The organism is Corynebacterium sp., assembly GCF_030535495.1.
GTDB lineage: Bacteria > Actinomycetota > Actinomycetes > Mycobacteriales > Mycobacteriaceae > Corynebacterium.
Window position 1 is genome coordinate 1 of sequence record NZ_JAUNRW010000001.1, and the last position, 24,447, is coordinate 24,447.

Sequence of the window (24,447 nt, forward strand, 5' to 3'; positions counted from 1 at the left end):
CGCTGCAGGCCTACTTCCGCATCAACACCGAGAACATGGGCCAGTTCGAGCGCACCCTGATCATCGTCGACGAGGACGCCTACGTCCACTACGTCGAGGGCTGCACCGCCCCGATCTACAAGTCGGACTCGCTGCACTCCGCGGTGGTGGAGATCATCGTGAAGAAGGGCGGCCGCTGCCGCTACACCACGATCCAGAACTGGTCGAACAACGTCTACAACCTGGTGACCAAGCGCGCCAAGGCCGAAGAGGGCGCGACCATGGAGTGGGTCGACGGCAACATCGGCTCCAAGGTGACCATGAAGTACCCGGCCGTGTGGATGACCGGCCCCTACGCCAAGGGTGAGGTCCTCTCCGTCGCCTTCGCCGGTGAGGGTCAGTTCCAGGACACCGGCGCCAAGATGACGCACATGGCGCCGCACACCTCCTCGAACATCATCTCCAAGTCCGTGGCCCGGGGTGGCGGCCGCGCCGCCTACCGCGGTCTGGTGCAGGTCAACGCCAACGCGCACCACTCGTACTCCAACGTCGAGTGCGACGCGCTGCTGGTGGACAACATCTCCCGTTCGGACACCTACCCCTACAACGACATCCGCAACGACCACGTCGTCCTCGGCCACGAGGCGACCGTCTCCCAGGTGTCGGAGGATCAGCTCTTCTACCTCATGTCCCGCGGCCTGAAGGAAGAGGAGGCCATGGCGATGATCGTGCGTGGCTTCGTCGAGCCCATCGCCAAGGAGCTGCCGATGGAGTACGCGCTCGAGCTCAACCGCCTCATTGAACTGCAGATGGAAGGATCGGTGGGTTAAACCGTGACCACAGCCACCGCTGTCGACGCCGCCACCCCGCACAACACCAAGGGTGACCTCTTCTCCTCCTTCAACGTCGAGGACTTCCCCGTCCCGGCCGGCCGGGACGAGGAGTGGCGTTTCATCTCCCTGCGCCGCATCCGCGGCCTGCACAACGGCAAGTTCGACGAGGCCACCGCGCAGGACGTGCGTATCGACGTCCCCGCCTCCGCCGCAGGTTCCGTCACCGCCGAGACCGTCGCCAAGGATGACGAGCGCCTCGGCCGTGCCGCCGCTCCCGTCGACCGGGTCGCCGCCCAGGCGTGGACCTCGATGGAGGAGGCCTCCTACATCGCCGTCGCCAAGGACGCGCAGGTGTCCGAGCCGATCACCGTGACCATCACCGGCCGGGGGGAGGGTGTCACCTCGTTCGGTGCCGTCGTCGTCGATGTCGCCGCCGGCGCTGACGCCGTCGTGTTCATCCGCTACACCGGAACCGGCACCCACGCCGACAACCTCGAGTTCGTCATCGGTGACAACGCGCGCCTGACCGTCATCGTCGACGCCGACTGGGACGCCGGTGCCGTGCACCTGTCCGGCCAGCACGCCCTGCTGGGCCGCGACGCCACGCTGCGCTACAACGCCGCGACCTTCGGCGGCGACGTCGTCCGCATGGTCCCGCGCGTGAAGTTCACCGCCCCGGGTGGTGACGCCGAGCTGCTCGGCGTCTACTTCGCGGACGACGGCCAGTACTTCGAGAACCGCCTCCTGGTCGACCACGCCGTGCCGAACTGCCGCTCCAACGTCATGTACAAGGGTGCGCTGCAGGCCGATCCCTCCTCGGATCTGCCCGACGCCCACACCACGTGGGTCGGCGACGTGCTCATCCGCGCCAACGCCCAGGGCACCGACACCTACGAGGTCAACCGGAACCTGGTGCTCACCGAGGGTGCCCGCGCCGACTCCATCCCCAACCTGGAGATCGAGACCGGCGAGATCGCCGGGGCCGGCCACGCCGCCACCGTCGGACGCTTCGACGACGAGCAGGTCTTCTACCTCATGGCCCGCGGTATCCCCGAGGCCGAGGCCCGCCGACTCATCATCCGCGGCTTCTTCTCCGAGGTCATCAACCGCATCCCGGTCGAGTCCATCCGCGAGGAACTGGAGAGCCGCGTCACCGACGAGCTCGAGTCCGTCACCGCTTAACCCACCCCCACAGATCTGAAAGAGACGTACATGTCCACCCTGGAAATCAAGAACCTCCACGCACAGGTCATCCCGACGGACGGCAGCAGCGAACCGAAGCCGATCCTCAAGGGCGTCAACCTGACCGTCAACTCCGGTGAGACCCACGCCATCATGGGCCCCAACGGCTCCGGCAAGTCCACCCTGGCCTACGCCATCGCCGGCCACCCGCGCTACGAGATCACCGACGGCGAGATCCTTCTCGACGGTGAGAACATCCTCGAGATGGAGGTCGACGAGCGTGCCCGCGCCGGCATGTTCCTCGCCATGCAGTACCCGACGGAGATCCCCGGTGTGTCCTCCGCCAACTTCATGCGCTCCGCCGTCACCGCCGTCCGCGGCCAGGCGCCGAAGCTGCGTGAGTGGATCAAGGAGCTCAACTCCGCCCGCGAGGCACTGCAGATCGACAAGTCCTTCTCCGAGCGCTCCGTCAACGAAGGTTTCTCCGGCGGCGAGAAGAAGCGCCACGAGGTCCTGCAGCTCGACCTGCTCAAGCCGAAGTTCGCCATCATGGACGAGACCGACTCCGGTCTCGACGTCGACGCCCTGCGCATCGTCTCCGAGGGCATCAACAGCTACCAGGAGGAGACCAACGGTGGCATCGTGATGATCACCCACTACAAGCGCATCCTCAACTACGTCCAGCCGGACTTCGTCCACGTCTTCGCCGACGGCCGCATCGTCACCACCGGTGGCGCCGAGCTCGCCGACAAGCTCGAGGCCGACGGCTACGACCAGTTCCTGTGATGACGGGCCACCTCGACGTCGATAAGATCCGGGAGCAGTTCCCGATCCTCGCGCGCACCGTCCGCGACGATCAGCCCCTGGTCTATCTGGACTCCGGCGCCACCTCGCAGCGACCGCTGCGCGTGTGGAAGGCGGAGGAGGAGTTCGTGCTCCACACGTTCGCCCCGGTCCACCGCGGCGCCTACCAGCTCGCGGAGGAGGCCACCGACGCCTACGAGAACGCGCGCGAGAAGATCGCGGCGTTCGTCGGCGCGCTGGGGCATGAGATCGCCTTCGTCAAGAACGCGACCGAGGGGCTCAACGCTGTCGCCGCCGTCCTCGGCGACGACCGGGCAGGCAAGTACCGGGTGACCGCCGATGACACCATCGTCATCACCGAGCTCGAGCACCACGCCAACCTCGTGCCCTGGCAGGAGCTGGCGCGGCGCACCGGTGCGACGTTGAAGTGGTACGCGATGACCGACGACGGGCGCATCGACCTCGATTCCCTCGAACTCGACGAATCCGTCAAGGTCGTGGCCTTCACCCACCAGTCGAATGTGACGGGTGTGGTCACCGATGTCGCGGAGATGGTCCGCCGCGCGCAGGCCGTCGGCGCCCTCACCGTGCTCGACGCCTGCCAGTCCGTACCCCACATGCCGGTGGACTTCCACGACCTCGGCGTCGACTTCGCGGCCTTTTCGGGGCACAAGATGTGCGGTCCGTCCGGCGTCGGTGTGGTCTACGGACGCGCCCCGCTTCTCGACGACCTGCCGCCCTTCCTCACCGGAGGATCCATGATCGAGGTGGTGACCATGGAGGGCTCCACCTACGCCCCGGCACCGCAGCGCTTCGAGGCCGGCACCCAGATGACCAGCCAGGTCGTCGGACTGGGTGCGGCCGTGGAGTTCCTCACCGAGCTCGGCATGGACAACGTCCACGCCCACGAGCAGGAACTCACCGCCTACGCCCTGGAACGCATGCAGACCGTCCCCGGGCTGCGCATCGTCGGCCCGACCACGGCCGTCGACCGCGGCGCGGCCATCGCCTTCACTCTCGAGGGTGTGCACCCGCACGACCTCGGCCAGGTCCTCGACAGCCGCGGTGTGTGCATCCGTGTCGGCCACCACTGCGCGTGGCCGGCGCACCGGGCGCTCGGCGCGCAGTCGACGGCCAGGGCCAGCTTCTACATCTACAACACACGCGCGGAGGTCGACGCCCTCGTCGACGCCATCGGCCACGCGCGGGAATTCTTCGGGGTGAACTGAAATGAACCTGGAGTCCATGTACCAGGAAGTGATCCTGGACCACTACAAGAACCCGCAGCACGCCGGCCTGCGCGAGCCCTACGAGGCGGAGGTGCACCACGTCAACCCGTCGTGCGGCGACGAGCTCACCCTGCGGGTGCAGCTCTCCGCCGACGGGGAGCGTATCGACGACGTGTCCTACCACGCCGAGGGCTGTTCCATCTCGCAGGCCTCCACCTCGGTGATGGCCGAGGAGATCATGGGCCTGCCCATCGACGACGCCAACGCCAAGCTCGCCGAGTTCGAGCGCATGATCCTCTCACGCGGCACCGTGGACGGGGACGAGGAGCTCATCGGCGACGGCATCGCCTTCACCGGTGTGTCCCGTTACCCCGCCCGCGTCAAGTGCGCCCTGCTGGGATGGAAGGCCTTCCAGGCCGCCACCGCCGACGCCCTCCACGAAAGGGAGAAGTAAATGACCGAGCAGAACCCCACCGACAACATCCAGCGCCAGCGCCCGGAGACGCTCACCGAGGAGCAGGAGGCGCTCGCCTTCGACGTCACCGAGTACCTCTACGACGTCATCGACCCCGAGCTGGGCATCAACGTCGTTGATCTCGGCCTCGTCTACGACGTGTGGATCGAGGACCGCGAGGGCGAGGACGTCGCCATGATCAACATGACGCTGACCTCCCCGGCCTGCCCGCTCACCGACGTCATCGAGGACCAGGTCCAGGCGGCGCTGGTGGGCAACGGCATCGTCGACCACATCGACCTCGAGTGGGTGTGGCTGCCGGCCTGGGGCCACCACATGATCACCGAGGACGGCCGCGAGCAGCTGCGCTCCCTCGGCTTCGCCGTCTAGCCGGATCCGCTCGCCTCACCCAGGCACGCCGCCATGAACGCCGCGTTGGCCGGGGTGGGGGCGAAGGCGGTCGGCCACGTGGACACCATGCCGTCGAGGATCCCGCCGTCGTAGTCGAAGGAGCGCGCCACCTCCAGCCGGTCGGCGCAGTACTCCACGATGTCCCCGTAGGGCCGCTGCCCGGCCTCCTGCCCGAGGTCCGCGGCCTCCCCGGCCCGCATCATGCCGAGGCCGAACAGGCCGACGGCGACGGGGATGAGGATCCAGCCACCGCGGCGTCGAGAAGCACGAGGCAGCGCGGGAGCGGGCGCGGCCGCCGGCTGGGGCGCGCGCGCCGTCCCGAGCGGGCGGGCGCTGACCTCCTGGAGGGAGGCCGCCGTCAGGCCGTGGTCCACCAGTGCGGTGCGGATCTGCGCGTCCGAGGGATCATCGGCAAAGCGCAGCACCAGCGAGCCGTGCTGGAACTGTCCCACCGTGTACTCGACGATGTAGTCGCGACCGACGTTCATGCCTCCACCTTAGATTGATAGGATGGCCCCTTGTGATTGTCACCAATGACCTCGAAGTTCGCGTCGGCGCCCGCACGCTGCTGACCGCCCCCGGCCAGCACCTGCGGGTGCAGCCCGGCGACCGCATCGGACTGGTGGGGCGTAACGGTGCCGGCAAGACCACCACGATGCGCATCCTGGCGGGGGAGACCCAGCCCTACGGCGGCGAGGTGACCACCTCCGGGGAGATCGGCTACCTGCCCCAGGATTCCCGCGAGGGAAACGTCGAGCAGACCGCTCGTGACCGCGTGCTCTCCGCCCGTGGCCTGGACCGCATCCGTTCCTCCATGGAACGCCAGCAGGAGATCATGGAGGGGGCGGAGACCGCCGGCAAGCGCGACGCCGCGATCCGCAAGTACTCCCGCCTCGAGGAGCAGTACTACTCGCTGGGCGGCTACGAGGCCGATTCCGAGGCCGCCCAGATCTGCGACAACCTCGGGCTGCCCGCCCGCATCCTCGATCAGCCGCTGCACACGCTCTCCGGCGGCCAGCGCCGCCGCGTCGAACTGGCGCAGATCCTCTTCGCCGCCACCAACGGTTCCGGCAAGTCGCAGACCACCCTGCTTCTCGACGAACCCACCAACCACCTCGACGCCGACTCCATCACCTGGCTGCGCGGGTTTCTGGCCAAGCACGAGGGCGGGCTCATCATGATCTCGCACGACGTCGAGCTTCTCGACGACGTGTGCAACAAGATCTGGTTCCTCGACGCCGTCCGCGCCGAGGCCGACGTGTACAACATGGGTTTCGCCAAGTACAAGGACGCCCGCGCCCTCGACGAGGCGCGTCGCCGCCGCGAGCGCGCCAACGCCGAGAAGAAGGCCGCTGCCCTGCAGAAGCAGGCCGCGAAACTCGGCGCCAAGGCCACCAAGGCCGCCGCCTCCAAGCAGATGCTGGCGCGCGCCGACCGCATGCTCGGCTCCCTCGACGAGGTGCGCGTGGCCGACCGCGTCGCCGCCATCTCCTTCCCGGAGCCCGCGCCCTGCGGCAAGACCCCGCTGTTCGCCAAGGGGCTGACCAAGATGTACGGCTCCCTCGAGGTCTTCGCGGGAGTCGACCTGGCCGTGGACAAGGGTTCGCGGGTGGTCGTCCTCGGCTTCAACGGTGCCGGCAAGACGACCCTGCTCAAGCTGCTGGCCGGAGTGGAGCGCACGGACGGCGAAGGTGGCATCGTCAGCGGTCACGGCCTCAAGATCGGCTACTTCGCCCAGGAACACGACACCATTGATCCGGCCAAGTCCGTGTGGCAGAACACCATCGAGGCCTGCCCCGAGGCCGGAGAGCAGGACCTGCGGGGCCTGCTCGGCGCCTTCATGTTCTCCGGCGAACAGCTCGACCAGCCCGCCGGCACGCTCTCCGGTGGTGAGAAGACCCGCCTGGCTCTGGCCGCGCTCGTCTCCTCCCGCGCCAACGTCCTGCTTCTCGACGAGCCCACCAACAACCTCGACCCCCAGTCCCGCGAGCAGGTCCTCGACGCCCTGCGCACCTACCGGGGGGCGGTCGTCCTGGTCACCCACGACCCCGGCGCCGTCAAGGCCCTGGAGCCCGAGCGCGTCATCGTCCTTCCCGACGGCGACGAGGACCTCTGGTCCGACGAGTACATGGAGATCGTGGAACTGGCCTAGTCTGGGGCACATGTTCGGCAACTCAGCACAGCAGGCGCGTATCGACGAGCTCACCCGGCGGGTGGCCTCCCTGGAGAAGACCGTGGCCGCCCTATGTCAGCAGGCCGGCCTGCCGGAGCCACCGGCGATGGGGGTCGTGGCCTCCGCTGCCGTGCGGGCACTGGTGGCCGAGGGCAAGCCGATTATGGCCATCAAGAAGCTCCGGGAGGAGACCGGTCTGGGGCTGCGGGAGGCGAAGCTGATCGTGGATGAGATTCAGCGCGCGTAGCGCACCGCGAAGTTCCGCAGGATGCGATCGTCGACGGTGAGGTCCACCCCGCGGGTGCCGGCGAGGATCTCGTCGAGCTCGTGGGGCTCGTAGTAGCCGGCGTCGGCGTAGATGCGCAGGCGCTGCTCGAACTGCGCGGGAGCGAGCTCGGGGTGGAACTGGGTGGCGTAGATGTTGTCCTGTACCCGGAACATCTGGGTGGGGCAGTTCTCGCCGGTGGCCAGGACGGTGGCGACGTCAGGAAGCACCGCCACCGCCTCCTTGTGGCCGACCATGGTGTGGAAGGACTGTGGCATGCCGTCCAGCAGGGGATCCTCACGCACGATGCTCACCTGGATGACCTGGGGTTTTTCGCTGTAGGTCTCGTCGATACGCGCGCCGATGGCGGTGCCGACGGTGCCGACGCCGTAGCAGGCGCCGAACAGCGGGAAGTCACGGTCGAGGACCTCGTCCATCATCACAGCCAGATCCGCCTCGACGCGCATCTGCAGGGGGGATTTCACCGGGTCGGAGGCGTTGAAGGGGCTGCCGCCGAGGATGATGCCGGAATAGTCGCGGACATCCACGCGCCCGAGTTCCCGGGCCTCCAGACGGAGCTGGACGATGCCGGAGGTTCCCAGGCCCATCTTCTCCCGGAAGCTGACGAGCTCGGCGGCCGCCGCCACGTCCTCGGGGCGGGTGCTCAGCAGCAGGAAGGGCTTGCGGGGGTGGATGGTCGATCCGGGCATACCAAGCAGTCTAGTCAACCGCCCGGGGCACTCCTAAACGCGGCGGCGGATGAACTTGTCCGTCTCCACTGCGGCGAAGACTATGACACCCGCCAGGATCGGCACGCCCCAGCTGAGCAGGCTCACGGAGGTGGTGTCGAAGGCCGCCTGCATGAACGGCAGGTAGGCGAAACTCAGCTGGAGAGCCAGCATGACGCCCACGCACAGCCAGGAGACCGGATTCGTGGTGAACAACTCCCTGCGCAGTGCGCTGACGCGGGAGAAGCGGGCCGAGAAGAGGTAGAAGACCTGCCCGATGACCAGTGTGTTCACGGCGATCGTGCGGGAGACATCCACAGCGGCGCCGTTGGTCTGCAGGTACTGGAACACGGCGATCGTGGCGCCGCCGATGAGGACGGAGACATAAAGGATGCGCAGGATCGCCTCCGAGTCCAGCAGCGCGGCCTCGGGGTTGCGGGGACGCCGGCGCATGATGCCCGGCTCGGCGGGCTCGAAGCTCAAGGCGAGGGACAGCGTCACGGCGGTGATGAGGTTGACCCACAGCACCTGCAGGGGGGTGATCGGCAGGGTCATGCCGACGAGCATGGCGACGAAGATGACCAGGCCCTGCGCGCCGTTGGTCGGGAGCATGAACACGATGGCCTTGCGCAGGTTGTCGTAGATCGTGCGGCCCATCTTCATGGCGGCGGCGATGGTGGCGAAGTTGTCGTCGGCAAGCACGATGTCGGCGGCGTCCTTCGTCGCCTCCGTGCCCTTGATGCCCATGGCCACGCCCACGTCGGCCTGTTTGAGGGAGGGGGCGTCATTGACGCCGTCGCCGGTCATGGACACGACCTCGCCGTTGGCCTGGAGCGCGCGGACCAGCCGCAGTTTGTGCTCGGGGGAGGTGCGGGCGAAGACGTCGTAGTCACGGACGATGGTCTGCAGCTCGGAGTCGCTGGCGGCCTCGAGCTCTGCTCCGGTGATGGCGCGGTGGCCGGACAGACCGACCTCCCTGCCGATTGCGGCGGCCGTGGAGGCGTGGTCACCGGTGATCATGCGCACCCGCACCCCCGCGGCCTGGACGGTGCGGACCGCCTCGAGGACCTCGTCGCGGGGCGGATCAATGATGCCGTAGAGGCCGAGGAAGATGAAACCGCCGGCGTCGATGTCCGCGACCTCCACGGCGTGCATCCCGGCCCCCGGGCGGCAGGCGGCGGCCAGCACGCGCAGGCCGCGCGCACCGAACTCCTCGATCTTGTCCTCCCAGTACTCCCGGTCCAGCGGCTCGGTGTCGCCTGCGGGCGTGGTCTGCCGGTCGCAGCGGTCGAGCAGCCGGTCCGGGGCACCCTTGAGGTGGATGACCGGGCCGTCCTCCATCTCATCGAGGGTGGCCATGTACTTGAACTCGGAGTCGAAGGGGACTTCGTCGATGCGCCGGTGCGCGGTGTCCACCCCCGCCTTAAGCGCAAAGGTGCGCAGGCCCCCGTCGGTCGGCTCGCCGGTGAGGACCCAGCGCTCGTCGCGCTTTACGACGCCCGCGTCATTCGCGTACGCCGCCACCTGCGCCATCCGCGCCAGGTCGGGGTGGTCGGTGGTGGTGACCACGCGGTCGTCGAGAAGCATCGTGCCCTCCGGCGCATAGCCGGTGCCGGTGACCTCGTAGGTGTGGTTGCGGGTGTGCACGGCGCGGACGGTCATCTCGTTGCGGGTGAGCGTGCCGGTCTTGTCGGTGCAGATGGTGGTGACCGAACCCAGTGTCTCGACGGAGGTCAGCCGTCGGGTGATCGCGTTGCGGGAGGCCATCTTCTGTACGCCGAGCGCCAGCGTGATGGCCATGACGGCCGGCAGCCCCTCGGGGATGGCGGCGACGGCGAAGCCGATGGCCGACATGAGCACCTCACCCCACGCCGTGCCGTAGATGATCACCGAGACGCCGATCATGAGCGCGGCCAGCAACACCGCGCCGATGGCCAGGATGGAGGAGAAGCGGCTCATGGAGCGGGTCAGCGGGGTCTGCACTCCCTCCACCTCGTCGAGCATGGTGGTGATGTGACCGATCTGGGTGTCCGCTCCGGTGGCGGTGACCACCCCCAGGCCCGTGCCGGCGGAGACGGTGGTACCGGAAAACGCCATGGAGGTGCGGTCGCCGAGATCGGAGGCCTCCTCCACCGCTTCGGTCTGCTTGTCCGAGGGCACGGACTCACCGGTAAGTGCCGATTCCTCGATCCGCAGGCTGGCGGTCTGGAACAACCGCAGGTCAGCCGGGACCTTGTCGCCGGGACGCAGGCGGACCACGTCACCGGGAACCAGCTCGGAGGAGTCGACGCTCACCCAGGCTCCGTCGCGCAACACCTCGGAGGTGGGGGAGAGCATGTCGCGGATGGCGGCGAGCGCGTCGGCGGCCTTGCCCTCCTGGAAGAAGCCGACCGCCGCATTGATGATGACCACCGCGGCGATGACGATGGTGTCCACCACCTCGCCGAGCACCGCCGTGAGAACCGCCGCCGCGATGAGGACGTAGATCATCGGGTCCTGGAACTGGCGAAACAGTCGCTGCCACCAGGTTTCCTCCGCGGCCTGGGGAAGTGCGTTCTCACCGTAGTGCTCCAACGCGCTCGAGGCGTCAGCGCGGCTCAGCCCTTCCGGTCGACTGCCCACATCCTCGAAGACGTCAGCGACGGGGAGGGCATGGGCGGCGGGGGCTGGGGTAGTCACATACGCCCACTGTACCCGCGTGCGATTGCGCTTATCAGTCGCGCAGACCCCCGGCGGCGAGGCTGGCTAAGCTGGACTCCATGATTAGCCGCAACCCTTCCCTGTCCCAGCTCCGCACCGAATTCAACGACATGTCCACCACCGCGCGCGTGAGCCTCATCGCCGGTGTCGCCGCGGAACTCGCCGCCAAGGTCGGCGCGTGGGTGGACCTCTACCGCCGCCCGGCGTCCAAGGTCCGTGGCCCGAAGTGGGCGTGGGCACTGGCGCAGTTCATCAACGGCATCGGCCCGGCGGCGTACTGGTCTGTCGGACGAAAATGATCACGCGCGGCCACCTGTCCTATCCCGCCCATCTCCAGTTGGCGACCCTGCAGCTGGCCCGCGGACGCAGCCCCCGGGAACTGGGTCTTCACCGCTGGACGGTGACCGACCACACGGTGACCCTCGGCCGTGGCGCCGAGGTGTTCGAGGCAGCCAGCGAGCGCCTGCTCACCTGGCAGGCCCACGCCCACGCCCGCGTCCGGGTGCAACGCCTCGGCCCACTCGTGCGGCTGCGTTTCGGCCCGACCACCTCCTCGTGCCTGATCATCCACGAAGAGAAGTCCCCGACCCGCACGCTGCTGGTCTACGGAACGCTGCCGGCACACGTGGAGTCGGGCGAGGAGGCCTTCCTCATCGAGCAGGCCCCCGACGGCACCGTGACCGGCCGGATCATCGCCTTCTCGCGGCACTCCTGGTGGCTGGCCAAGTGGGGTGGTCCGGTGGCGCGGGCGGTGCAGCGCTGGGCCACCCGCCGATACGCCGCCGGAATGCGACCCTGAAACTTTCCGTAGGGTGGTCTGCATGAGCGACGCACGCAACTCAAGTCCGAAGAAGGTTCTCATCATCGGCGGCCACGGCAAGGTCGCCCAACTCGCCACCTCCCGCCTGGTCAAGGCCGGCATGGATGTGACCTCTCTGATCCGCAACCTCGACCAGGCCCCCGACGTCGAGGCGCTCGGCTCCACCCCCTTCATCCGCGATCTCACGGCACTGAGCGCCGAGGACTGGGCCGAGCAGCTCCGCGATTTCGACGTGGTCATCTGGACCGCTGGTAACGGTGGCAAGGACGGCGCCGCCGCCACCTACGCCATCGACCGTGACGGGGCACTGGCCTGCATCGTCGGCCTCGAGCAGCTGCAGTCGGCCGGCGTCACCCCGCCCCGCCTGCTCATGGTCTCCTACCTCGGTTCCCTCGACCACGGCGTCGACCCGGAGGATCCCTTCCACCCTTACGCGGACGCGAAGGAAACGGTCGACCGCCACCTCATGGACACCGACCTCGACTACCTCATCCTGGCACCGGCGCGGCTGACCCTGGAGCCGGCCGGGGGGCTGGCGGTCGTCGACAATGCCCGGCCCAGCGACGACACCGTGACCACCTCGCGCGAGCTGGTGGCGAAGGTGCTGGTGGAGATGGCGGGACGAGATGACCTGCCCCAGACGAAGATCCTGCCGTTCATCGACGCCCCGGGCGGCGCCGGTGCCGGAGACGGCGAGATCTCCCGCCTGTAGCTCAGGGGGTGTCGTGGCGCTTGCAATGGTCGACGAAGTTCTCCAGGAGCTTGTTCGACCACGTCGTGTCAATCGCGGGCAGCGCCGCGAGAATCGCCTCGTAATCGGCGGGGGAGAAGTAGCCGTAGTCGTAGTAGAAGTCCATGCGCGACCGCATGGCGACCGCGTCCATGTCGGCGTGGAACTGGGAGGCCCACACCCGGTCACCCCGCCGGATCAGCTGCACGGGGCAGCTCGGCCCGGTGGCCAGGACGGTGAGCCCCTCACCGAGTACCTCGACGTTTTCGGTATGCCCCGTCAGTGACGTGAACACCTCCGGCAGTCCCGCGCAGAGCGGGTCCTGCCGACCCGCGGCGGTCAGCTCGACCGTCGTCTCACCGGAGGGCTCCGCGTGGGAATGCCCGATGGTGCCGCCCCGGGAGTGGGCCAGCCAGCTCGTGCCGTAGCAGACGAGGAACACCGGTACCCCGGAGTCGCAGATGCGGGCCAGCTCGGCGTGCACGTGGTGCTGCCACGCGTCCCAGGTCTCGTTGGTGATGTTGAGCGAACAACCGCCGACGAGGATGCCGTCGTAGGCCGCCAGATCTCCGGCGGTGTCCTCCACGCTGCCGATGTTGACGTGCGTGAGATCTCCCGGGTGCATGCGGGTGGCCTGGAGAAAATCCCGTTCCTCGGCAGCGGCGATCTGCTCGGCGAGGTCGCCGGAGCGCAGGGAGACGAGGAGGAACTGAGGCATGGATAGACAGCTTATACGCCGCGTCGCACGGAACCCTCGACCAGGTCGAGGACCTGCTCGAGTCCCTGCGTCGAGCCCCCCGATGCCAGCCGGGTGATCAACCCGTCGAGGACCGTCTCCAGGTAGGTGTGGAGGACCTCCGGGGTGACGTCGGTACGCATGCGGCCGTCGGCGCCGAGACGGGCGAGGCGGCTGCGGACGGCGTCGTCAAGCACCTCCTGGTGGGCGTGCCACCGGGCGCGGAACGCGGCGTCGGTACGCAGCATCTTCGTGATCTCCAGGCGCGTGGCCAGCCAGTCGTGGCGCTCCGGGTGGCGGAGGATGTCGCGCATCACCTCGACGAGGCCCTCCGCGGCGACGAGCTCGGCCTGCCGGGCGACGTCCTCGCGGGCCAGCGCCAAAAAGAGTCGCTCCTTGTCCCCGAAGTGGTGGAAGATGGCCCCCCGTGACTTGCCCGTGGCCTCCTCGAGACGGCGCACGGTGGCGCCCTCGTATCCGAACTCGGCGAAACACCGCCGGGCTCCTTCGAGGATCTCGGCCTGTCGACGCGTGAGTTCGTTGTCGCTGACCACGGGCATGGGGGACTCCTGTAGAAGAGGGGAGAGGGGGCTGCCTCCCCGGTAGCCGGGGATGCAGCCCCCTCTCAGAGGCAGTTCACACTGCGCAGGTGGACCGGGCGCCTAGTTGGCGGCGGCGATCATCTGACGCAGGACGTACTGCAGGATGCCACCGTTGCGGTAGTAGTCGGCCTCACCGGGGGTGTCGATGCGGACAACCGCGTCGAACTCGACGGTGGAGCCGTCCTCCTTGGTCGCGGTGACCTTGACGGTCTTCGGGGTCACACCGTTGTTCAGCTCCTCGATGCCCTCGATGTCGAAGGTCTCGGTGCCGTCCAGGCCCAGGGACTCGTGGGACTCGCCGGCCGGGAACTGCAGCGGGATAACGCCCATACCGATGAGGTTCGAGCGGTGGATACGCTCGAAGGACTCGGTGATGACGGCCTTCACGCCGAGCAGGATGGTGCCCTTCGCGGCCCAGTCACGGGAGGAACCGGTGCCGTACTCCTTGCCACCGAGGACGACCAACGGGGTGCCGGCGTCCTTGTAGTTCATGGCGGCGTCGTAGATGAAGGCCTGCGGGCCGCCCTCCTGGGTGAAGTCACGGGTGTAGCCACCGGTGACGTCGACCAGCTGGTTGGCCAGGCGGATGTTGGCGAAGGTACCGCGGACCATGACCTCGTGGTTACCACGACGGGAGCCCAGGGAGTTGTAGTCCTTGCGCTCGACACCCATGGAGTCCAGGTACTGGGCTGCCGGGGTGCCCGGCTTGATGGAGGAGGCCGGGGAGATGTGGTCGGTGGTCACGGAGTCACCGAGCTTGGCCAGGACGCGGGCGCCCTTGATGTCGGTGACCGGCTGCGGCTCGAGCGGCATGCCGTCGAAGTAAGGAGCCTTGCGGATGTAGGAGGAGTTCTCGTCCCACTCGAAGGTCTTACCGGTCGGGATATCCAGGTTCTGCCACTGCTCGTCGCCCTTGAAGACGTCGGCGTAGTCAGCCTCGTAGAGCTCGCGGGAGATCGCGCCTGCGATGGTCTCCTCGATCTCCTCGGTGGAGGGCCAGACGTCCTTGAGGAAGACGTCGTTGCCGTCCTTGTCCTGACCCAGGGCGTCGGTCTCGAAGTCGAAGTCCATGGTGCCGGCGATGGCGTAGGCGATGACCAGCGGCGGGGAGGCCAGGTAGTTCATCTTGACGTCGGGGGAGATACGACCCTCGAAGTTACGGTTGCCGGACAGGACTGCGGTGGCGGCCAGGTCGTGCTCGTTGATGGCGGAGGAGACCTCGGCCGGGAGCGGACCGGAGTTGCCGATGCAGGAGGTGCAGCCGAAGCCGGAGAGGTAGAAGCCCAGGGCCTCCAGGTCCTTCCAGAGGTCGGCGCGCTTGAAGTAACCGTCGACGACCTGGGAACCCGGGGCGCAGATGGTCTTGACCCACGGCTTGGACTTCAGGCCCAGCTCGTTGGCCTTGCGGGCCAGCAGGCCGGCTGCGACCAGCACGGACGGGTTGGAGGTGTTGGTGCAGGAGGTGATGGAGGCGATGGCCACCATGCCGTGGTCGAGGGTGTACTCGCCACCCTGCGGGGACTCGACGATGACCGGCGTGGAGGCGCGGCCCTCGGCGGAGTCGGCGGCGGACTCGCCGTTGCCCGGGAAGGACTGGTTGTAGTCGTCGCCCTCGGCCTTGGTGGCGCGGACCGGCTCAGCGGACTCGTCGGACGCGTAGGTCGGCAGGTCCTTGCGGAACTGGGCCTTGGACTCGGAGAGCAGGATGCGGTCCTGCGGGCGCTTCGGGCCGGCGATGGACGGCACGACGGTGGACAGGTCCAGCTCGAGGTACTCGGAGTACTCTGCCTCCGGAGCATCCTCCAGGAGCCACATGCCCTGAGCCTTGGCGTAGGCCTCGACGCGGGCGATGTCCTCCTCGGAGCGGCCGGTGAGCTCGAGGTACTTGATGGTCTCCTCGTCGATCGGGAACATGGCACAGGTGGAGCCGAACTCCGGGGACATGTTGCCGATGGTGGCGCGGTTGGCCAGCGGGACGGACTTGACGCCGTTGCCGTAGAACTCGACGAACTTCTGCACCACGCCGTGGTTACGCAGCATCTCGGTGATGGTGAGCACCACGTCGGTGGCGGTGACGCCGGCCGGGATCTCACCGGTCAGCTTGAAGCCGACGACGCGCGGGATGAGCATGGAGACCGGCTGGCCCAGCATGGCAGCCTCGGCCTCGATGCCGCCGACGCCCCAGCCCAGGATGCCCAGGCCGTTCTCCATGGTGGTGTGGGAGTCGGTGCCGATGCAGGTGTCCGGGTAGGCGACGCCGTTGTTGTCGAACACGACGCGGGACAGGTACTCGATGTTGACCTGGTGGACGATACCGGTGCCCGGGGGGACCACGCGGAAGTTGGAGAAGGACTCAGCACCCCAACGCAGGAACTGGTAACGCTCCTCGTTGCGCTGGTACTCGATCTCGACGTTCTTCTCGAGGGCCTCGGAGGTACCGAAAGCCTCGACGATGACGGAGTGGTCGATGACCATCTCGGCCGGGTTGAGCGGGTTGACGTCATCCGGGTTGCCACCGAGGGTCTTCACGGCCTCGCGCATGGTGGCCAGGTCGACGGCACAGGCGACACCGGTGAAGTCCTGCATGAGAACTCGGGCCGGGGTGAACTGGATCTCGATGGAAGGCTCGGCCTTCGGATCCCAGTTGGCGATTGCCTCGATGTGCTCGGTGGTGATGTTGGCGCCGTCCTCGGTGCGCAGAAGGTTCTCGCCGAGAACCTTCAGGGAGTACGGCAGCTTCTCCATGCCCGGCACGGCGTCGAGTGCGAAGTAGTCGTAGGACTTCTCGCCGACCTCGAGGGTGCGCTTGGCGTTGAAGGAGTTCTTGCTTTCGGTCACAGGGAGCTCCATTTCCTCTTCATTGAACTGGAATGTTCGATACCTGCACCCGTCTACCCCGGTCAAGGCAGGCGTGTACCGGCAGAACGCGGTGGTACTCCTCCGAGTCTAGGGATTCGTACCAACGACCGTCGCTGATTCTAACAGTACGAGCGTTTTGTTTGTGGGTTTCGGCAGGCCGCGCGGCGCGTCATCACCCCCGCCACACCCGCAGGGGATAGAAATAGCGGTGTCCGAGACTCATTTCCACGGAGAAAGCGACGGTCCGACCGATGATCCCTGAAGGTGTCGACATCGACGACCTCTCCCTCCAGCTGGCGGAGGACTCCGTCGCCTTCGACGCTGTCGCCCCGGCGGAGCGCATCGATTCCCTGGAGCCGGGGCTTATCGACGCCGTGACCCACGCCGGCGATTCCGGCTTCGGGTCCCTGGGCGTCGTCGTCCTGACACATACGCCCGCTCACACTCCGGATCTGCGTGACGTGGCCCAGGATCTTCTGCTCGGCACCGACCTGGAGACCGTCATCGTCCGCGCACCCGGCTCCGGGGCGATGGTCAGTGAGGTCCATTCGCGCGGGGCGCTCGAGTCCGCCCAGCATCCGTTCCTGGCCAACCCGGACGTGGTCGGGGGAGTGTTCGGCGTCATCGACGACGTCAACGGTTGGTCGACGAACTGGCCCTTCGCACTGGCGGCCATGGTGGCGGCACTCGCTGTGCTGGTGCTGGCCACGGGGTGGAGCGCCTGGAAGAAGTCCAGCCGCAGGGCTTGACCGAAGAATAACTTTTCCGGACCAAACTGTAGCCGCATCGTTATATGCCGACGCGGCCACTTCGTCATGCACGGCCTTAGATGTGAGGTAAATCACAGTAACGTTATCATTTCGTCATTTCCCAGGTCATCCCCATGATGGAAGTCATGTGGTCAGGCTTTACTCCTGTGAAGTTTGATAAACAATGGGTCACGAGAGTCGCGCGTGTTCTATGGTGCCCTTATCGGCTCACGGGTCGATGGAAATCTCCGGCAGGAGCAGGTGTCACGGTCGTACGGATCGTCATCGTCATCGCACGGGCATGTGGGGAAGCACGCCAGGCGCGAAGAGTCACCGCACCTTGACGAGGGGTCTGGATACCCGTGTGCCTCCACCGATGATCAATCGATTCGGCACCCGCCTCGTCAAGGCTGCCAACTTGATGTCGCGGGTTCGTGAGGAGTACACGTGGCCCCGACCACCCTGACCCGCGCACGCCTGCGTACGGTCGTCGCCAGCGCCTTGTGCGCGGCGACGCTGACGGCCTTCACCCCGGCCGTCGTCTCGGCAACTCCGGCGACGGCGCCCACCACCGAGTCCGCTGCCGCGGGCCTCGTCAACGACGTCACCCGGACCCAGGCCGAGATGGACCGTCTCGCCCTGGAGATCGGCGGACTCCACGAAGAGGTCAACAAGGCTCTCGTCGACCTGCATGACGCCCAGGCCACAGCCGAACAGGCCCGTCAGGCCGTCATCGTGGCCCGCGCGCAGCTCACCGAGACCCAGGAGAAGATCGAGGTCGCGCAGGCCCGCCTCGACGAGATCTCCCGGGCCACCTACCGGCGTAGTGTCACCCCGACCGCGGTGGCCACCCTCGCCGGCGAGGAAGCCTCCGCGGATTCGCTGGACCGCCAGACGTATCTGCGTACCAACGCGGAGAAGCAGCGCGCAGCCATCGAGGAGCTGGATCAGCTCCGCACCGAGCAGGCGAACCGCGAATCCGAGCTCCGCCAGCTGCGCAACATCGCCGAGGAGCGCGAGGCCCGGGCCCTGGGCCGGGAGGCCGAGGCGCGCGCCGCGATCGACTCCAACACCGCTCTCATCGGTGAGCTGAGTGAGGAGCGCGATCGCCTCGCCGCCGAGCGTGATGCCGCTCAGGAGCAGTTGGACGCTGCTCGCGAGGAGATCGCGACCGGCAATGCGCAGCGCCAGGACGCCGAGGAGTACCGCTCCGCCGAGGCCACGCGCCGTGCTGCCGAGGATGCCGCCGCTTCAGATGAGGCGGAAGCCGCCGAAGCCCGACGCATCGTCGAAGAAGAGTCCGCTGCCGCCGCTGCCGCGCAGGAGGCCGCCGAGGCCGCGGCCCGTCAGGCGGCCGAAGCGGAAGCCGCCGCTCAGTCCGCAGCCGAGGCCGACGAGCGCGAGCGTCGGGAGGCGGAAGCCGCCGCCGCCCGCGAGGCCGCTCGCCAGGCGGAGGAGGAGGCGACCGCGCGTCGTGAAGCTCAGGAACGCGCTGAGCAGGAGGCCGCCGAGCGCGCCGCCCGCGAGGCGGAGGCGCAGGCCTTCCGCGACGCCGCCACGGCCGCTGCCGTGGCTGCGGCGGCCGCAGTCATCGCCGCGTCGCAGCCCGATCACACCTCCCTGGACAACCCGTACCCGTCGGTGACAGATGAGGAGGCGGACCCGGAGCCGATTGCCGCGGTCCAGAACCCCGAGCCCGAGGTGGTGGAGGTCGTTCCGGAGCCGGAGCCCGAAGTTGTGCCTGAGGTTGTGCCCGAGGTGGAGGAAGAGCTGTCCACCGGCCCGATCCTCGAGACGATCGAGGATGTCACCGAACAGGCCGCCGAGGAGGTCGCCGCGATCGGTGACCGGGAAGCACAGATCGAGGCCGTCATCGCCCGTGCCCAGTCGCAGGTCGGTGTGCCCTACGCCTGGGGCGGCGGCAACGCCAACGGCCCCACCCGGGGTATCCGGGACGGCGGCATCGCCGACTCCCACGGTGACTTCAACAAGATCGGTTTCGACTGCTCCGGCCTGACCCTCTATGCGTTCGCCGGCGCCGGGATCGCCCTGCCGCACTACACCGGTTACCAGTACAACCACGGCGAGAAGATCGATCCCAGCCAGATGGAGCGCGGCGACCTCATCTTCTACGGTCCCGGCGGCAGCCACCACGTGGCGATCTACCTCGGTGACGGCACGATGATCGAGGCCCCGAACTCCGGCTCCAACGTCAGGATTTCCCCGGTCCGCTGGTCGGGCATGGCCCCCCACGCCGTGCGCCTGATCTAGTGCGGATCTCAACCTAAAGGTTGATAGGCTCAGTCGCATGACTGAACTGAATTTCGACGCCCTCCTCGTCCTCTCCTTCGGTGGCCCCGAAGGTGACGAGGAGGTCGTCCCCTTTCTGGAGAACGTCACCCGCGGCCGCGGCATCCCCCGCGAGCGTCTCGCCCAGGTCGGCGAGCACTACTTCCATTTCGGGGGCGTGAGTCCGCTCAACCGGCTCAACCGCGAGATCATCGCCAACCTGGGCCAGGAACTGAGCGAGCGCGGTCATGACCTGCCGATCTACTTCGGCAACCGCAACTGGCATCCCTACGGTGAGGAGGCGGCCGAGGAGATGGCCCGCGACGGTGTGCGCCGGGCGCTGGTCTTCGCCACCTCCGCCTGGGGCGGCTACTCCGCCTGCCTGCAGTACAACGAGGACATCAAACGCATCCTCGGCCACCTTGAGGAGGCGGGCGTCGAGCCGATCGAGTTCACCAAACTCCGCCAGTTCTACGATCACCCGATCTTCATCCGGCTCATGAGCGATGCGCTGCGGGAGTCGCTGGAGAAGGTGCCGACCGATCGGCGCGCCGCCACCCGGGTGCTGTTCACCGCCCACTCCGTACCCACGGCCGCCGATGAGGCCGCCGGCGGGGCGGAGGATTCCCACCTCTATTCCCGCCAGGTCGCGGAGGCCGCGCGCCTCATCGCCGAGAACGTCGGCGTGGACACCTACGACGTCGTGTGGCAGTCGCGTTCGGGCAACCCGCGCACCCCGTGGCTGGAGCCGGACATCGTCGACCACACCACCGCCCTCGCCGCGCAGGGCGTGCGGGCGGTCGTGGTCAGCCCGGTGGGCTTCATCTCCGACCACATGGAGGTCGTCTGGGACCTCGACACCGATCTGGCCACTGCCGCCCGCGACCTGGATGTCCATGTCGAGCGCACGCGGACCGCCGGCCCGGAGCAGGATTTCGCGGCCATGGTCGTCGACATCATCGAGGAGCTGGTCAACAACGATCCGCCGGCCTCCCTCGGTGAGGTCACCGTGCAGGGATGCACCGTCAACGGGCAGGCCTGCCGCCCCGGGTGCTGTCAGGTCAGCCGCCCGAACTCCCGCACCGCGTAGGACACCCCGGCCATCCGCGCGGCCCGGATGTGGCGCCACAGGCCCAGCAGCTGCGGGTCGATGCTGTGGTCACCCATCCGGGTCTTGACCGTCTCGATGATCGCGGCGACCCGGTCCGCCCGGGCGAACAGCTTGGCCGCGCGCGGTGGCACGGCAGCGGGGAGTCCCGGGGTGTCGTAGAAGTCCGCCAGCGTCCCCACCGTCAGACGCGGGGACTCCAGTGCGTCCGTCCGGTAGCCGCTGGACGTGATGATCCGCGCCGCCTCGTTCGTCGCCCTGGTCAGCAGCTCATCCGCCTCACCCGGGCTCGACCACGTCGGTGTCGGCAGCGGTTCCTCCTCCACGAACCACCGCCAGTTCCCCTCCCTGTCGGGCACGAGAACATGGGTCTCGGCCAGGACCAGCGCCCCGCTTATCGACGCCGCCGCGGCCGCCGCCTGCCCGCCCGCGGGCAGGGCGGGGGCCTCGCCGGGGCCGGAGAGGATGAGGCGGATGGCGGGGGAGGGGGCGTCGAGAAGCGCACAGCGACGGATGTCGCCCAAGACCTCGACCAACCCCTCGGACCCCAGGTCATGGAGCGCATCGATGAGATGGTCGGTCGCCTCCAGACCGTGGAGCCAGGCACCGAGCCAGACGGCGGTGTTCTGCAGGGGTGACCAGACCTCGGCGCGGATATCCATGGCGGGGCAGTCTAGCCGATAAGGTGATCCGCCATGAGCTTCAACGACCCCTATTCCGGCGATATCCTGTCCGGTCATGCCCGTTCCCGTCCGCGCGAGTATCCCCGGGTGCCGGCGGAGCCGGGCCTGGTCGTCGAGGTCCGCGGCGAGGACTACGTGGGTGCGGTCGTCGGCTGGGAGCGCACCTACGACGGTGAATTCGTCCGCCTCGAGGACCGGCGCGGAGTCAAGCGGCTTTTCCAGCTCGTGTCCGGCGGTTTTCTTATCGACGGCCGCCCCGTCACCCTCATCCGCCATCTGCCGAAGAAGGCGGAAGAGGTGCGGCGCTCCAACTCCGGATCCCGTCGGGTGGACAACGTCGAGGCGAAGGTCGCTGCCCCCTCGCGCATCTGGGTGGAAGGTGTCCACGACGCGGCCATCGTGGAGAAGGTGTGGGGCCATGACCTGCGCGTCGAAGGCGTGGTCGTCGAATACCTCGAGGGGCTGGACAACCTGGAGTCCCGCCTGGCCGAATTCGGCCCGGGGCGCGGGCGGCGCGTCGGGGTGCTGGCCGACCACCTCGTCGAGGGCTCGAAGGAGACCCGGATGACGCAGGCGGTCGGGGAGCATGTACTGGTCACCGGTCATCCCTACATCGATGTCTGGGCGGCGGTGAAACCCGCCTCGGTGGGCATCCGCGCCTGGCCTGAGGTGCCCTACGGGGAGGACTGGAAGTCGGGCGTGTGCCGGCGCCTGGGGTGGTCGGACCCGCGCGAGGGCTGGAACCGGGTCTACTCGGCGGTCACCAGCTTCCGCGATCTCGACTCCACCCTCATCGGGGCCGTGGAGCGGCTGGTCGATTTCGTCACCACGCCTGAGTTGTCCAAGGCCGACCTCTCCTAGCCGCTGGTACGTTGGACCCCGTGGGAGCAATAGTCTGGTTCATCGCAGCCCTTGTCCTCGCCGGCCTCGAGCTGGCCGTGGGCGAGTTCACCCTGCTCATGCTCGCCGGCGCCGCGTTGGCGGCCGCCGGTGTGTCCCTGGCCGGGGCGCCGCTGTGGGGCTCGGTCCTGGCCTTCGCGATCTCCGCCTTCGGACTGCTCGTGTTCCTCAAACCCTTCCTGCGCCGTCGTCTGGCGGCCCCGAAGGCACTGGACACCTCCCCCCAGGCTCTGGTCGGTTCCACCGCTGAGGTGCTGGCCCCGATCGGGGAACATGGCGGCCAGGTCCGCCTCGACGGATCCATCTGGTCCGCCCGCTCCCTCGACCCCACCCACACGTTCGCCGAGGGTGATCGTGTGTCCGTGATCAGTATCGACGGCGCCACGGCAGTCGTCTGGAAGGAATCGTAGAACCCATGGCCGGACTCATACTCCTGATCGTCCTCCTGATCTTCGTCGCCGTTGTCGTCATCAAGTCGATCGCCCTCATCCCGCAGGGTGAGGCAGCGGTCATCGAACGCCTCGGCAGCTACACCCGCACCGTCGCCGGTGGACTGACCCTGCTCGTGCCGTTCATCGACCGCATCCGTGCGCGCGTGGACACCCGTGAGCGCGTCGTGTCCTTCCCGCCGCAGGCCGTCATCACCCAGGACAACCTCACCGTCGCCATCGACATCGTGGTCACCTTCCAGATCAATGATCCGGCCAAGGCGATCTACGGTGTGGACAACTACATCGTCGGTGTCGAGCAGATCTCCGTGGCCACCCTGCGAGACGTGGTCGGTGGCATGACACTGGAGGAGACCCTCACCTCGCGTGAGACCATCAACCGCCGCCTGCGCGGTGAGCTGGACGCCGCCACCTCCAAGTGGGGTCTGCGCATCAGCCGAGTCGAGCTCAAGGCCATTGATCCGCCGCCGTCCATCCAGCAGTCCATGGAGATGCAGATGAAGGCGGACCGCGAGAAGCGCGCGATGATCCTCACCGCCGAGGGTCGTCGTGAGTCCGACATCAAGACCGCCGAGGGTGAGAAGCAGGCCCGAATCCTGTCCGCCGAGGGCGAGAAGCACGCCGCCATCCTGCAGGCGGAGGCCGAGCGCCAGGGGATGATCCTCAAGGCCGAGGGTGAGCGCGCCGCCCGCTATCTGCAGGCACAGGGTGAGGCACGCGCAATCCAGAAGGTCAACGCCGCCATCAAGTCCTCCAAGGTCACCCCGGAGGTGCTGGCCTACCAGTACCTGGAGAAGCTGCCGCAGCTCGCCGAGGGCCAGGCCTCCACGATGTGGATGATCCCCTCCCAGTTCGGCGACTCCCTCGAGCAGTTCGCCCGTGCCTTCGCCAAGAAGGACGACGAGGGTGTCTTCCGCTACGAGCCGACCCTCGTCGACGACGAGACCCGTCAGATGGCCGGCGAGGAGGACACCGACGAGTGGTTCAACACCGCCACCGATCCGGAGATCGCCGCTGCCGTCGCCGCCGCCACCGCGGTGGCGAACAAGCCCGTCGACCCCGAGCCGCACGAGATCAAGGCCCAGAAGGCCGCGGGTAAACCGCGCGAGATCGAACCCACCGCTCCTGCCCCGACCTATGACTTCGGGGAGCAGCCGGAACCGCACATCGAGGAGCGCTAGCTCGTCTCACCCGCGTCCGCGCGGGTCAGCAGATTGACCGCCAGCTGCCAGCCGGCGGTCTCCGCCTGCCACCCGGCCGCCTGCAGGCGCTGGGACATCGCCTGCTTGGAGATGCCCAGTTCCTCGGCGGCCTCATTCTGATTCAGCCCCGAGCGCACCAGGGCAGTGGCCTCGCGGCCCTCCAGGGTTCGTTTGCTCAACACGTGCCCGATGAGGGCGAAGGCGGCGGCGACATCCCCGGCGAGGGACGCGTGTCGACGGCGGGCGACAGCGACTTTGACTGTGCCGGCACGCGCCGAGCCCTTGAGCGCCGCCGTCGCGGTGGCACGCGCGTCGGCGGCATCGTCGGCGGTCGGGGAGACCCCGATGCCGATCGCCCAGCTGCCGTCGGACAGCAGTGCCATGACCGTGTCACACAGGGACTCCGGGGAATCGACGATGGCGCAGATGTCCTCGACACCGAGGATCTCGAACTCGCCGACACCGTCCAGGGTGGACAGGGCCTCGGCGGAGCGGCGCACCAGGTGCGCTCGACGTACCTCGCGTCCCCGGTACCGGGCATGTATGGCCAGCATGGCCATGA

Annotated in this window: 25 protein-coding genes; 17 read left to right on the forward strand and 8 right to left on the reverse strand. The window is 67.9% G+C overall.

What is annotated here, in order from left to right; genetic code table 11:
* From sufB to Q4F73_RS00030, 6 genes are all read left to right on the forward strand, one after another.
* The coding region (gene sufB, locus Q4F73_RS00005) for a Fe-S cluster assembly protein SufB (protein WP_303357289.1) at positions 1-809 on the forward strand (809 nt) is incomplete at its 5' end.
* 3 nt (positions 810-812) lie between these two features.
* Entirely contained in the window at positions 813-1,994 is a 1,182-nt protein-coding gene (gene sufD, locus Q4F73_RS00010; protein WP_303357290.1) for a Fe-S cluster assembly protein SufD, read from the forward strand.
* 30 nt (positions 1,995-2,024) lie between these two features.
* Positions 2,025-2,780 carry a Fe-S cluster assembly ATPase SufC gene (gene sufC, locus Q4F73_RS00015; RefSeq protein WP_303357291.1) on the forward strand — a complete coding sequence of 252 codons (756 nt, stop codon included), beginning with the start codon at positions 2,025-2,027 and terminating at the stop codon, positions 2,778-2,780.
* The gene (locus tag Q4F73_RS00020; protein WP_303357365.1) at positions 2,780-4,027 is read left to right on the forward strand and encodes a cysteine desulfurase; all 1,248 of its coding nucleotides are present in this window, start codon (positions 2,780-2,782) and stop codon (positions 4,025-4,027) included. The genes sufC and Q4F73_RS00020 overlap by 1 nt, the downstream gene beginning before the upstream one ends.
* Before the next feature lies 1 nt (position 4,028).
* Complete coding sequence (gene sufU / locus Q4F73_RS00025) at positions 4,029-4,481, forward strand: Fe-S cluster assembly sulfur transfer protein SufU (RefSeq protein ID WP_303357292.1); 453 nt, start codon at positions 4,029-4,031, stop codon at positions 4,479-4,481.
* Positions 4,482-4,871: a metal-sulfur cluster assembly factor gene (locus Q4F73_RS00030; protein ID WP_303357293.1), complete on the forward strand. Its 390-nt coding sequence runs from the start codon at positions 4,482-4,484 to the stop codon at positions 4,869-4,871.
* Here the strand turns inward: Q4F73_RS00030 and Q4F73_RS00035 are convergent.
* Positions 4,868-5,380 (reverse strand): hypothetical protein, encoded by a 513-nt coding sequence (locus Q4F73_RS00035; RefSeq protein ID WP_303357294.1) that lies wholly within the window; start codon positions 5,378-5,380, stop codon positions 4,868-4,870. The two genes, Q4F73_RS00030 and Q4F73_RS00035, sit on opposite strands and share 4 nt — an antisense overlap.
* Positions 5,381-5,412: 32 nt before the next feature.
* Between Q4F73_RS00035 and Q4F73_RS00040 the strand changes: the two genes are divergently transcribed.
* Together Q4F73_RS00040 and Q4F73_RS00045 are read left to right on the forward strand one after the other, a co-directional pair.
* Positions 5,413-7,044 (forward strand): ABC-F family ATP-binding cassette domain-containing protein, encoded by a 1,632-nt coding sequence (locus Q4F73_RS00040; protein WP_303357295.1) that lies wholly within the window; start codon positions 5,413-5,415, stop codon positions 7,042-7,044.
* Between the two features lie 10 nt (positions 7,045-7,054).
* The gene (locus Q4F73_RS00045; protein WP_303357296.1) at positions 7,055-7,312 is read left to right on the forward strand and encodes a 50S ribosomal protein L12; all 258 of its coding nucleotides are present in this window, start codon (positions 7,055-7,057) and stop codon (positions 7,310-7,312) included.
* Here Q4F73_RS00045 and Q4F73_RS00050 read toward each other — a convergent pair.
* Together Q4F73_RS00050 and Q4F73_RS00055 are read right to left on the reverse strand one after the other, a co-directional pair.
* Positions 7,300-8,040, reverse strand: a complete 741-nt coding sequence (locus tag Q4F73_RS00050) for a glutamine amidotransferase (RefSeq protein WP_303357297.1) — start codon at positions 8,038-8,040, stop codon at positions 7,300-7,302. The genes Q4F73_RS00045 and Q4F73_RS00050 overlap by 13 nt on opposite strands.
* A gap of 33 nt (positions 8,041-8,073) precedes the next feature.
* Complete coding sequence (locus Q4F73_RS00055; protein ID WP_303357298.1) at positions 8,074-10,737, reverse strand: cation-transporting P-type ATPase; 2,664 nt, start codon at positions 10,735-10,737, stop codon at positions 8,074-8,076.
* An 80-nt stretch (positions 10,738-10,817) separates the two neighbouring features.
* Here Q4F73_RS00055 and Q4F73_RS00060 point away from each other — a divergent pair, with 80 nt between their 5' ends.
* From Q4F73_RS00060 to Q4F73_RS00070, 3 genes are read left to right on the forward strand one after another with little or no spacing between them, the layout of a single operon-like run.
* Positions 10,818-11,057, forward strand: coding sequence for a PLDc N-terminal domain-containing protein (locus Q4F73_RS00060; protein WP_303357299.1), 240 nt, complete (start codon positions 10,818-10,820; stop codon positions 11,055-11,057).
* Positions 11,054-11,557, forward strand: coding sequence for a DUF1990 domain-containing protein (locus Q4F73_RS00065; protein ID WP_303357300.1), 504 nt, complete (start codon positions 11,054-11,056; stop codon positions 11,555-11,557). The genes Q4F73_RS00060 and Q4F73_RS00065 overlap by 4 nt, the downstream gene beginning before the upstream one ends.
* 22 nt (positions 11,558-11,579) lie before the next feature.
* A complete protein-coding gene (locus Q4F73_RS00070; RefSeq protein WP_303357301.1) occupies positions 11,580-12,290 on the forward strand; it encodes an NAD(P)H-binding protein in 711 nt (236 codons plus the stop codon).
* Position 12,291: 1 nt separating this feature from the next.
* On the opposite strand, the gene Q4F73_RS00075 is transcribed toward Q4F73_RS00070, so the two are convergent.
* From Q4F73_RS00075 to acnA, 3 genes are all read right to left on the reverse strand, one after another.
* A complete protein-coding gene (locus tag Q4F73_RS00075) occupies positions 12,292-13,026 on the reverse strand; it encodes a glutamine amidotransferase (RefSeq protein WP_303357302.1) in 735 nt (244 codons plus the stop codon).
* Between the two features lie 11 nt (positions 13,027-13,037).
* Positions 13,038-13,604, reverse strand: coding sequence for a TetR/AcrR family transcriptional regulator (locus Q4F73_RS00080; RefSeq protein WP_303357303.1), 567 nt, complete (start codon positions 13,602-13,604; stop codon positions 13,038-13,040).
* A 102-nt stretch (positions 13,605-13,706) separates the two neighbouring features.
* Positions 13,707-16,484: an aconitate hydratase AcnA gene (gene acnA, locus Q4F73_RS00085; RefSeq protein ID WP_303357304.1), complete on the reverse strand. Its 2,778-nt coding sequence runs from the start codon at positions 16,482-16,484 to the stop codon at positions 13,707-13,709.
* A 272-nt stretch (positions 16,485-16,756) separates the two neighbouring features.
* On the opposite strand from acnA, the gene Q4F73_RS00090 reads away from it, so the two are divergent.
* The 3 genes from Q4F73_RS00090 to Q4F73_RS00100 all read left to right on the forward strand — a co-directional run bounded on the left by Q4F73_RS00090 (position 16,757) and on the right by Q4F73_RS00100 (position 20,633).
* Entirely contained in the window at positions 16,757-17,254 is a 498-nt protein-coding gene (locus Q4F73_RS00090; RefSeq protein WP_303357305.1) for a DUF6676 family protein, read from the forward strand.
* Between the two features lie 447 nt (positions 17,255-17,701).
* Positions 17,702-19,525, forward strand: a complete 1,824-nt coding sequence (locus tag Q4F73_RS00095; protein ID WP_303357306.1) for a DIP1281 family NlpC/P60 protein — start codon at positions 17,702-17,704, stop codon at positions 19,523-19,525.
* Positions 19,526-19,562: 37 nt separating this feature from the next.
* Entirely contained in the window at positions 19,563-20,633 is a 1,071-nt protein-coding gene (locus tag Q4F73_RS00100) for a ferrochelatase (protein WP_303357307.1), read from the forward strand.
* On the opposite strand, the gene Q4F73_RS00105 is transcribed toward Q4F73_RS00100, so the two are convergent.
* Entirely contained in the window at positions 20,600-21,313 is a 714-nt protein-coding gene (locus tag Q4F73_RS00105) for a hypothetical protein (RefSeq protein ID WP_303357308.1), read from the reverse strand. The two genes, Q4F73_RS00100 and Q4F73_RS00105, sit on opposite strands and share 34 nt — an antisense overlap.
* 33 nt (positions 21,314-21,346) lie before the next feature.
* Here Q4F73_RS00105 and Q4F73_RS00110 point away from each other — a divergent pair, with 33 nt between their 5' ends.
* The 3 genes from Q4F73_RS00110 to Q4F73_RS00120 are packed head-to-tail and all read left to right on the forward strand — an operon-like array spanning position 21,347 to position 23,864.
* Positions 21,347-22,195 carry a DUF3097 domain-containing protein gene (locus Q4F73_RS00110; protein WP_303357309.1) on the forward strand — a complete coding sequence of 283 codons (849 nt, stop codon included), beginning with the start codon at positions 21,347-21,349 and terminating at the stop codon, positions 22,193-22,195.
* A gap of 20 nt (positions 22,196-22,215) precedes the next feature.
* Positions 22,216-22,644 (forward strand): NfeD family protein, encoded by a 429-nt coding sequence (locus Q4F73_RS00115; protein WP_303357310.1) that lies wholly within the window; start codon positions 22,216-22,218, stop codon positions 22,642-22,644.
* Positions 22,645-22,649: 5 nt separating this feature from the next.
* Positions 22,650-23,864 (forward strand): SPFH domain-containing protein, encoded by a 1,215-nt coding sequence (locus tag Q4F73_RS00120; protein WP_303357311.1) that lies wholly within the window; start codon positions 22,650-22,652, stop codon positions 23,862-23,864.
* Here the strand turns inward: Q4F73_RS00120 and Q4F73_RS00125 are convergent.
* On the reverse strand, positions 23,861-24,439 hold the full coding sequence (locus Q4F73_RS00125) for a MarR family transcriptional regulator (RefSeq protein ID WP_303357312.1): 579 nt from the start codon (positions 24,437-24,439) through the stop codon (positions 23,861-23,863). The genes Q4F73_RS00120 and Q4F73_RS00125 overlap by 4 nt on opposite strands.
* Positions 24,440-24,447: the final 8 nt, after the last annotated feature.

Coding starts and splice junctions, on each gene's coding strand:
- sufC (WP_303357291.1), top strand. CDS start 2,025: ATGTCCACCCTGGAAATCAAGAACCTCCACGCACAGGTCATCCCGACG.
- Q4F73_RS00020 (WP_303357365.1), top strand. CDS start 2,780: ATGACGGGCCACCTCGACGTCGATAAGATCCGGGAGCAGTTCCCGATC.
- sufU (WP_303357292.1), top strand. CDS start 4,029: ATGAACCTGGAGTCCATGTACCAGGAAGTGATCCTGGACCACTACAAG.
- Q4F73_RS00030 (WP_303357293.1), top strand. CDS start 4,482: ATGACCGAGCAGAACCCCACCGACAACATCCAGCGCCAGCGCCCGGAG.
- Q4F73_RS00035 (WP_303357294.1), bottom strand. CDS start 5,380: ATGAACGTCGGTCGCGACTACATCGTCGAGTACACGGTGGGACAGTTC.
- Q4F73_RS00045 (WP_303357296.1), top strand. CDS start 7,055: ATGTTCGGCAACTCAGCACAGCAGGCGCGTATCGACGAGCTCACCCGG.
- Q4F73_RS00050 (WP_303357297.1), bottom strand. CDS start 8,040: ATGCCCGGATCGACCATCCACCCCCGCAAGCCCTTCCTGCTGCTGAGC.
- Q4F73_RS00060 (WP_303357299.1), top strand. CDS start 10,818: ATGATTAGCCGCAACCCTTCCCTGTCCCAGCTCCGCACCGAATTCAAC.
- Q4F73_RS00065 (WP_303357300.1), top strand. CDS start 11,054: ATGATCACGCGCGGCCACCTGTCCTATCCCGCCCATCTCCAGTTGGCG.
- Q4F73_RS00070 (WP_303357301.1), top strand. CDS start 11,580: ATGAGCGACGCACGCAACTCAAGTCCGAAGAAGGTTCTCATCATCGGC.
- Q4F73_RS00075 (WP_303357302.1), bottom strand. CDS start 13,026: ATGCCTCAGTTCCTCCTCGTCTCCCTGCGCTCCGGCGACCTCGCCGAG.
- Q4F73_RS00080 (WP_303357303.1), bottom strand. CDS start 13,604: ATGCCCGTGGTCAGCGACAACGAACTCACGCGTCGACAGGCCGAGATC.
- Q4F73_RS00090 (WP_303357305.1), top strand. CDS start 16,757: ATGATCCCTGAAGGTGTCGACATCGACGACCTCTCCCTCCAGCTGGCG.
- Q4F73_RS00100 (WP_303357307.1), top strand. CDS start 19,563: ATGACTGAACTGAATTTCGACGCCCTCCTCGTCCTCTCCTTCGGTGGC.
- Q4F73_RS00105 (WP_303357308.1), bottom strand. CDS start 21,313: ATGGATATCCGCGCCGAGGTCTGGTCACCCCTGCAGAACACCGCCGTC.
- Q4F73_RS00110 (WP_303357309.1), top strand. CDS start 21,347: ATGAGCTTCAACGACCCCTATTCCGGCGATATCCTGTCCGGTCATGCC.
- Q4F73_RS00120 (WP_303357311.1), top strand. CDS start 22,650: ATGGCCGGACTCATACTCCTGATCGTCCTCCTGATCTTCGTCGCCGTT.
- Q4F73_RS00125 (WP_303357312.1), bottom strand. CDS start 24,439: ATGCTGGCCATACATGCCCGGTACCGGGGACGCGAGGTACGTCGAGCG.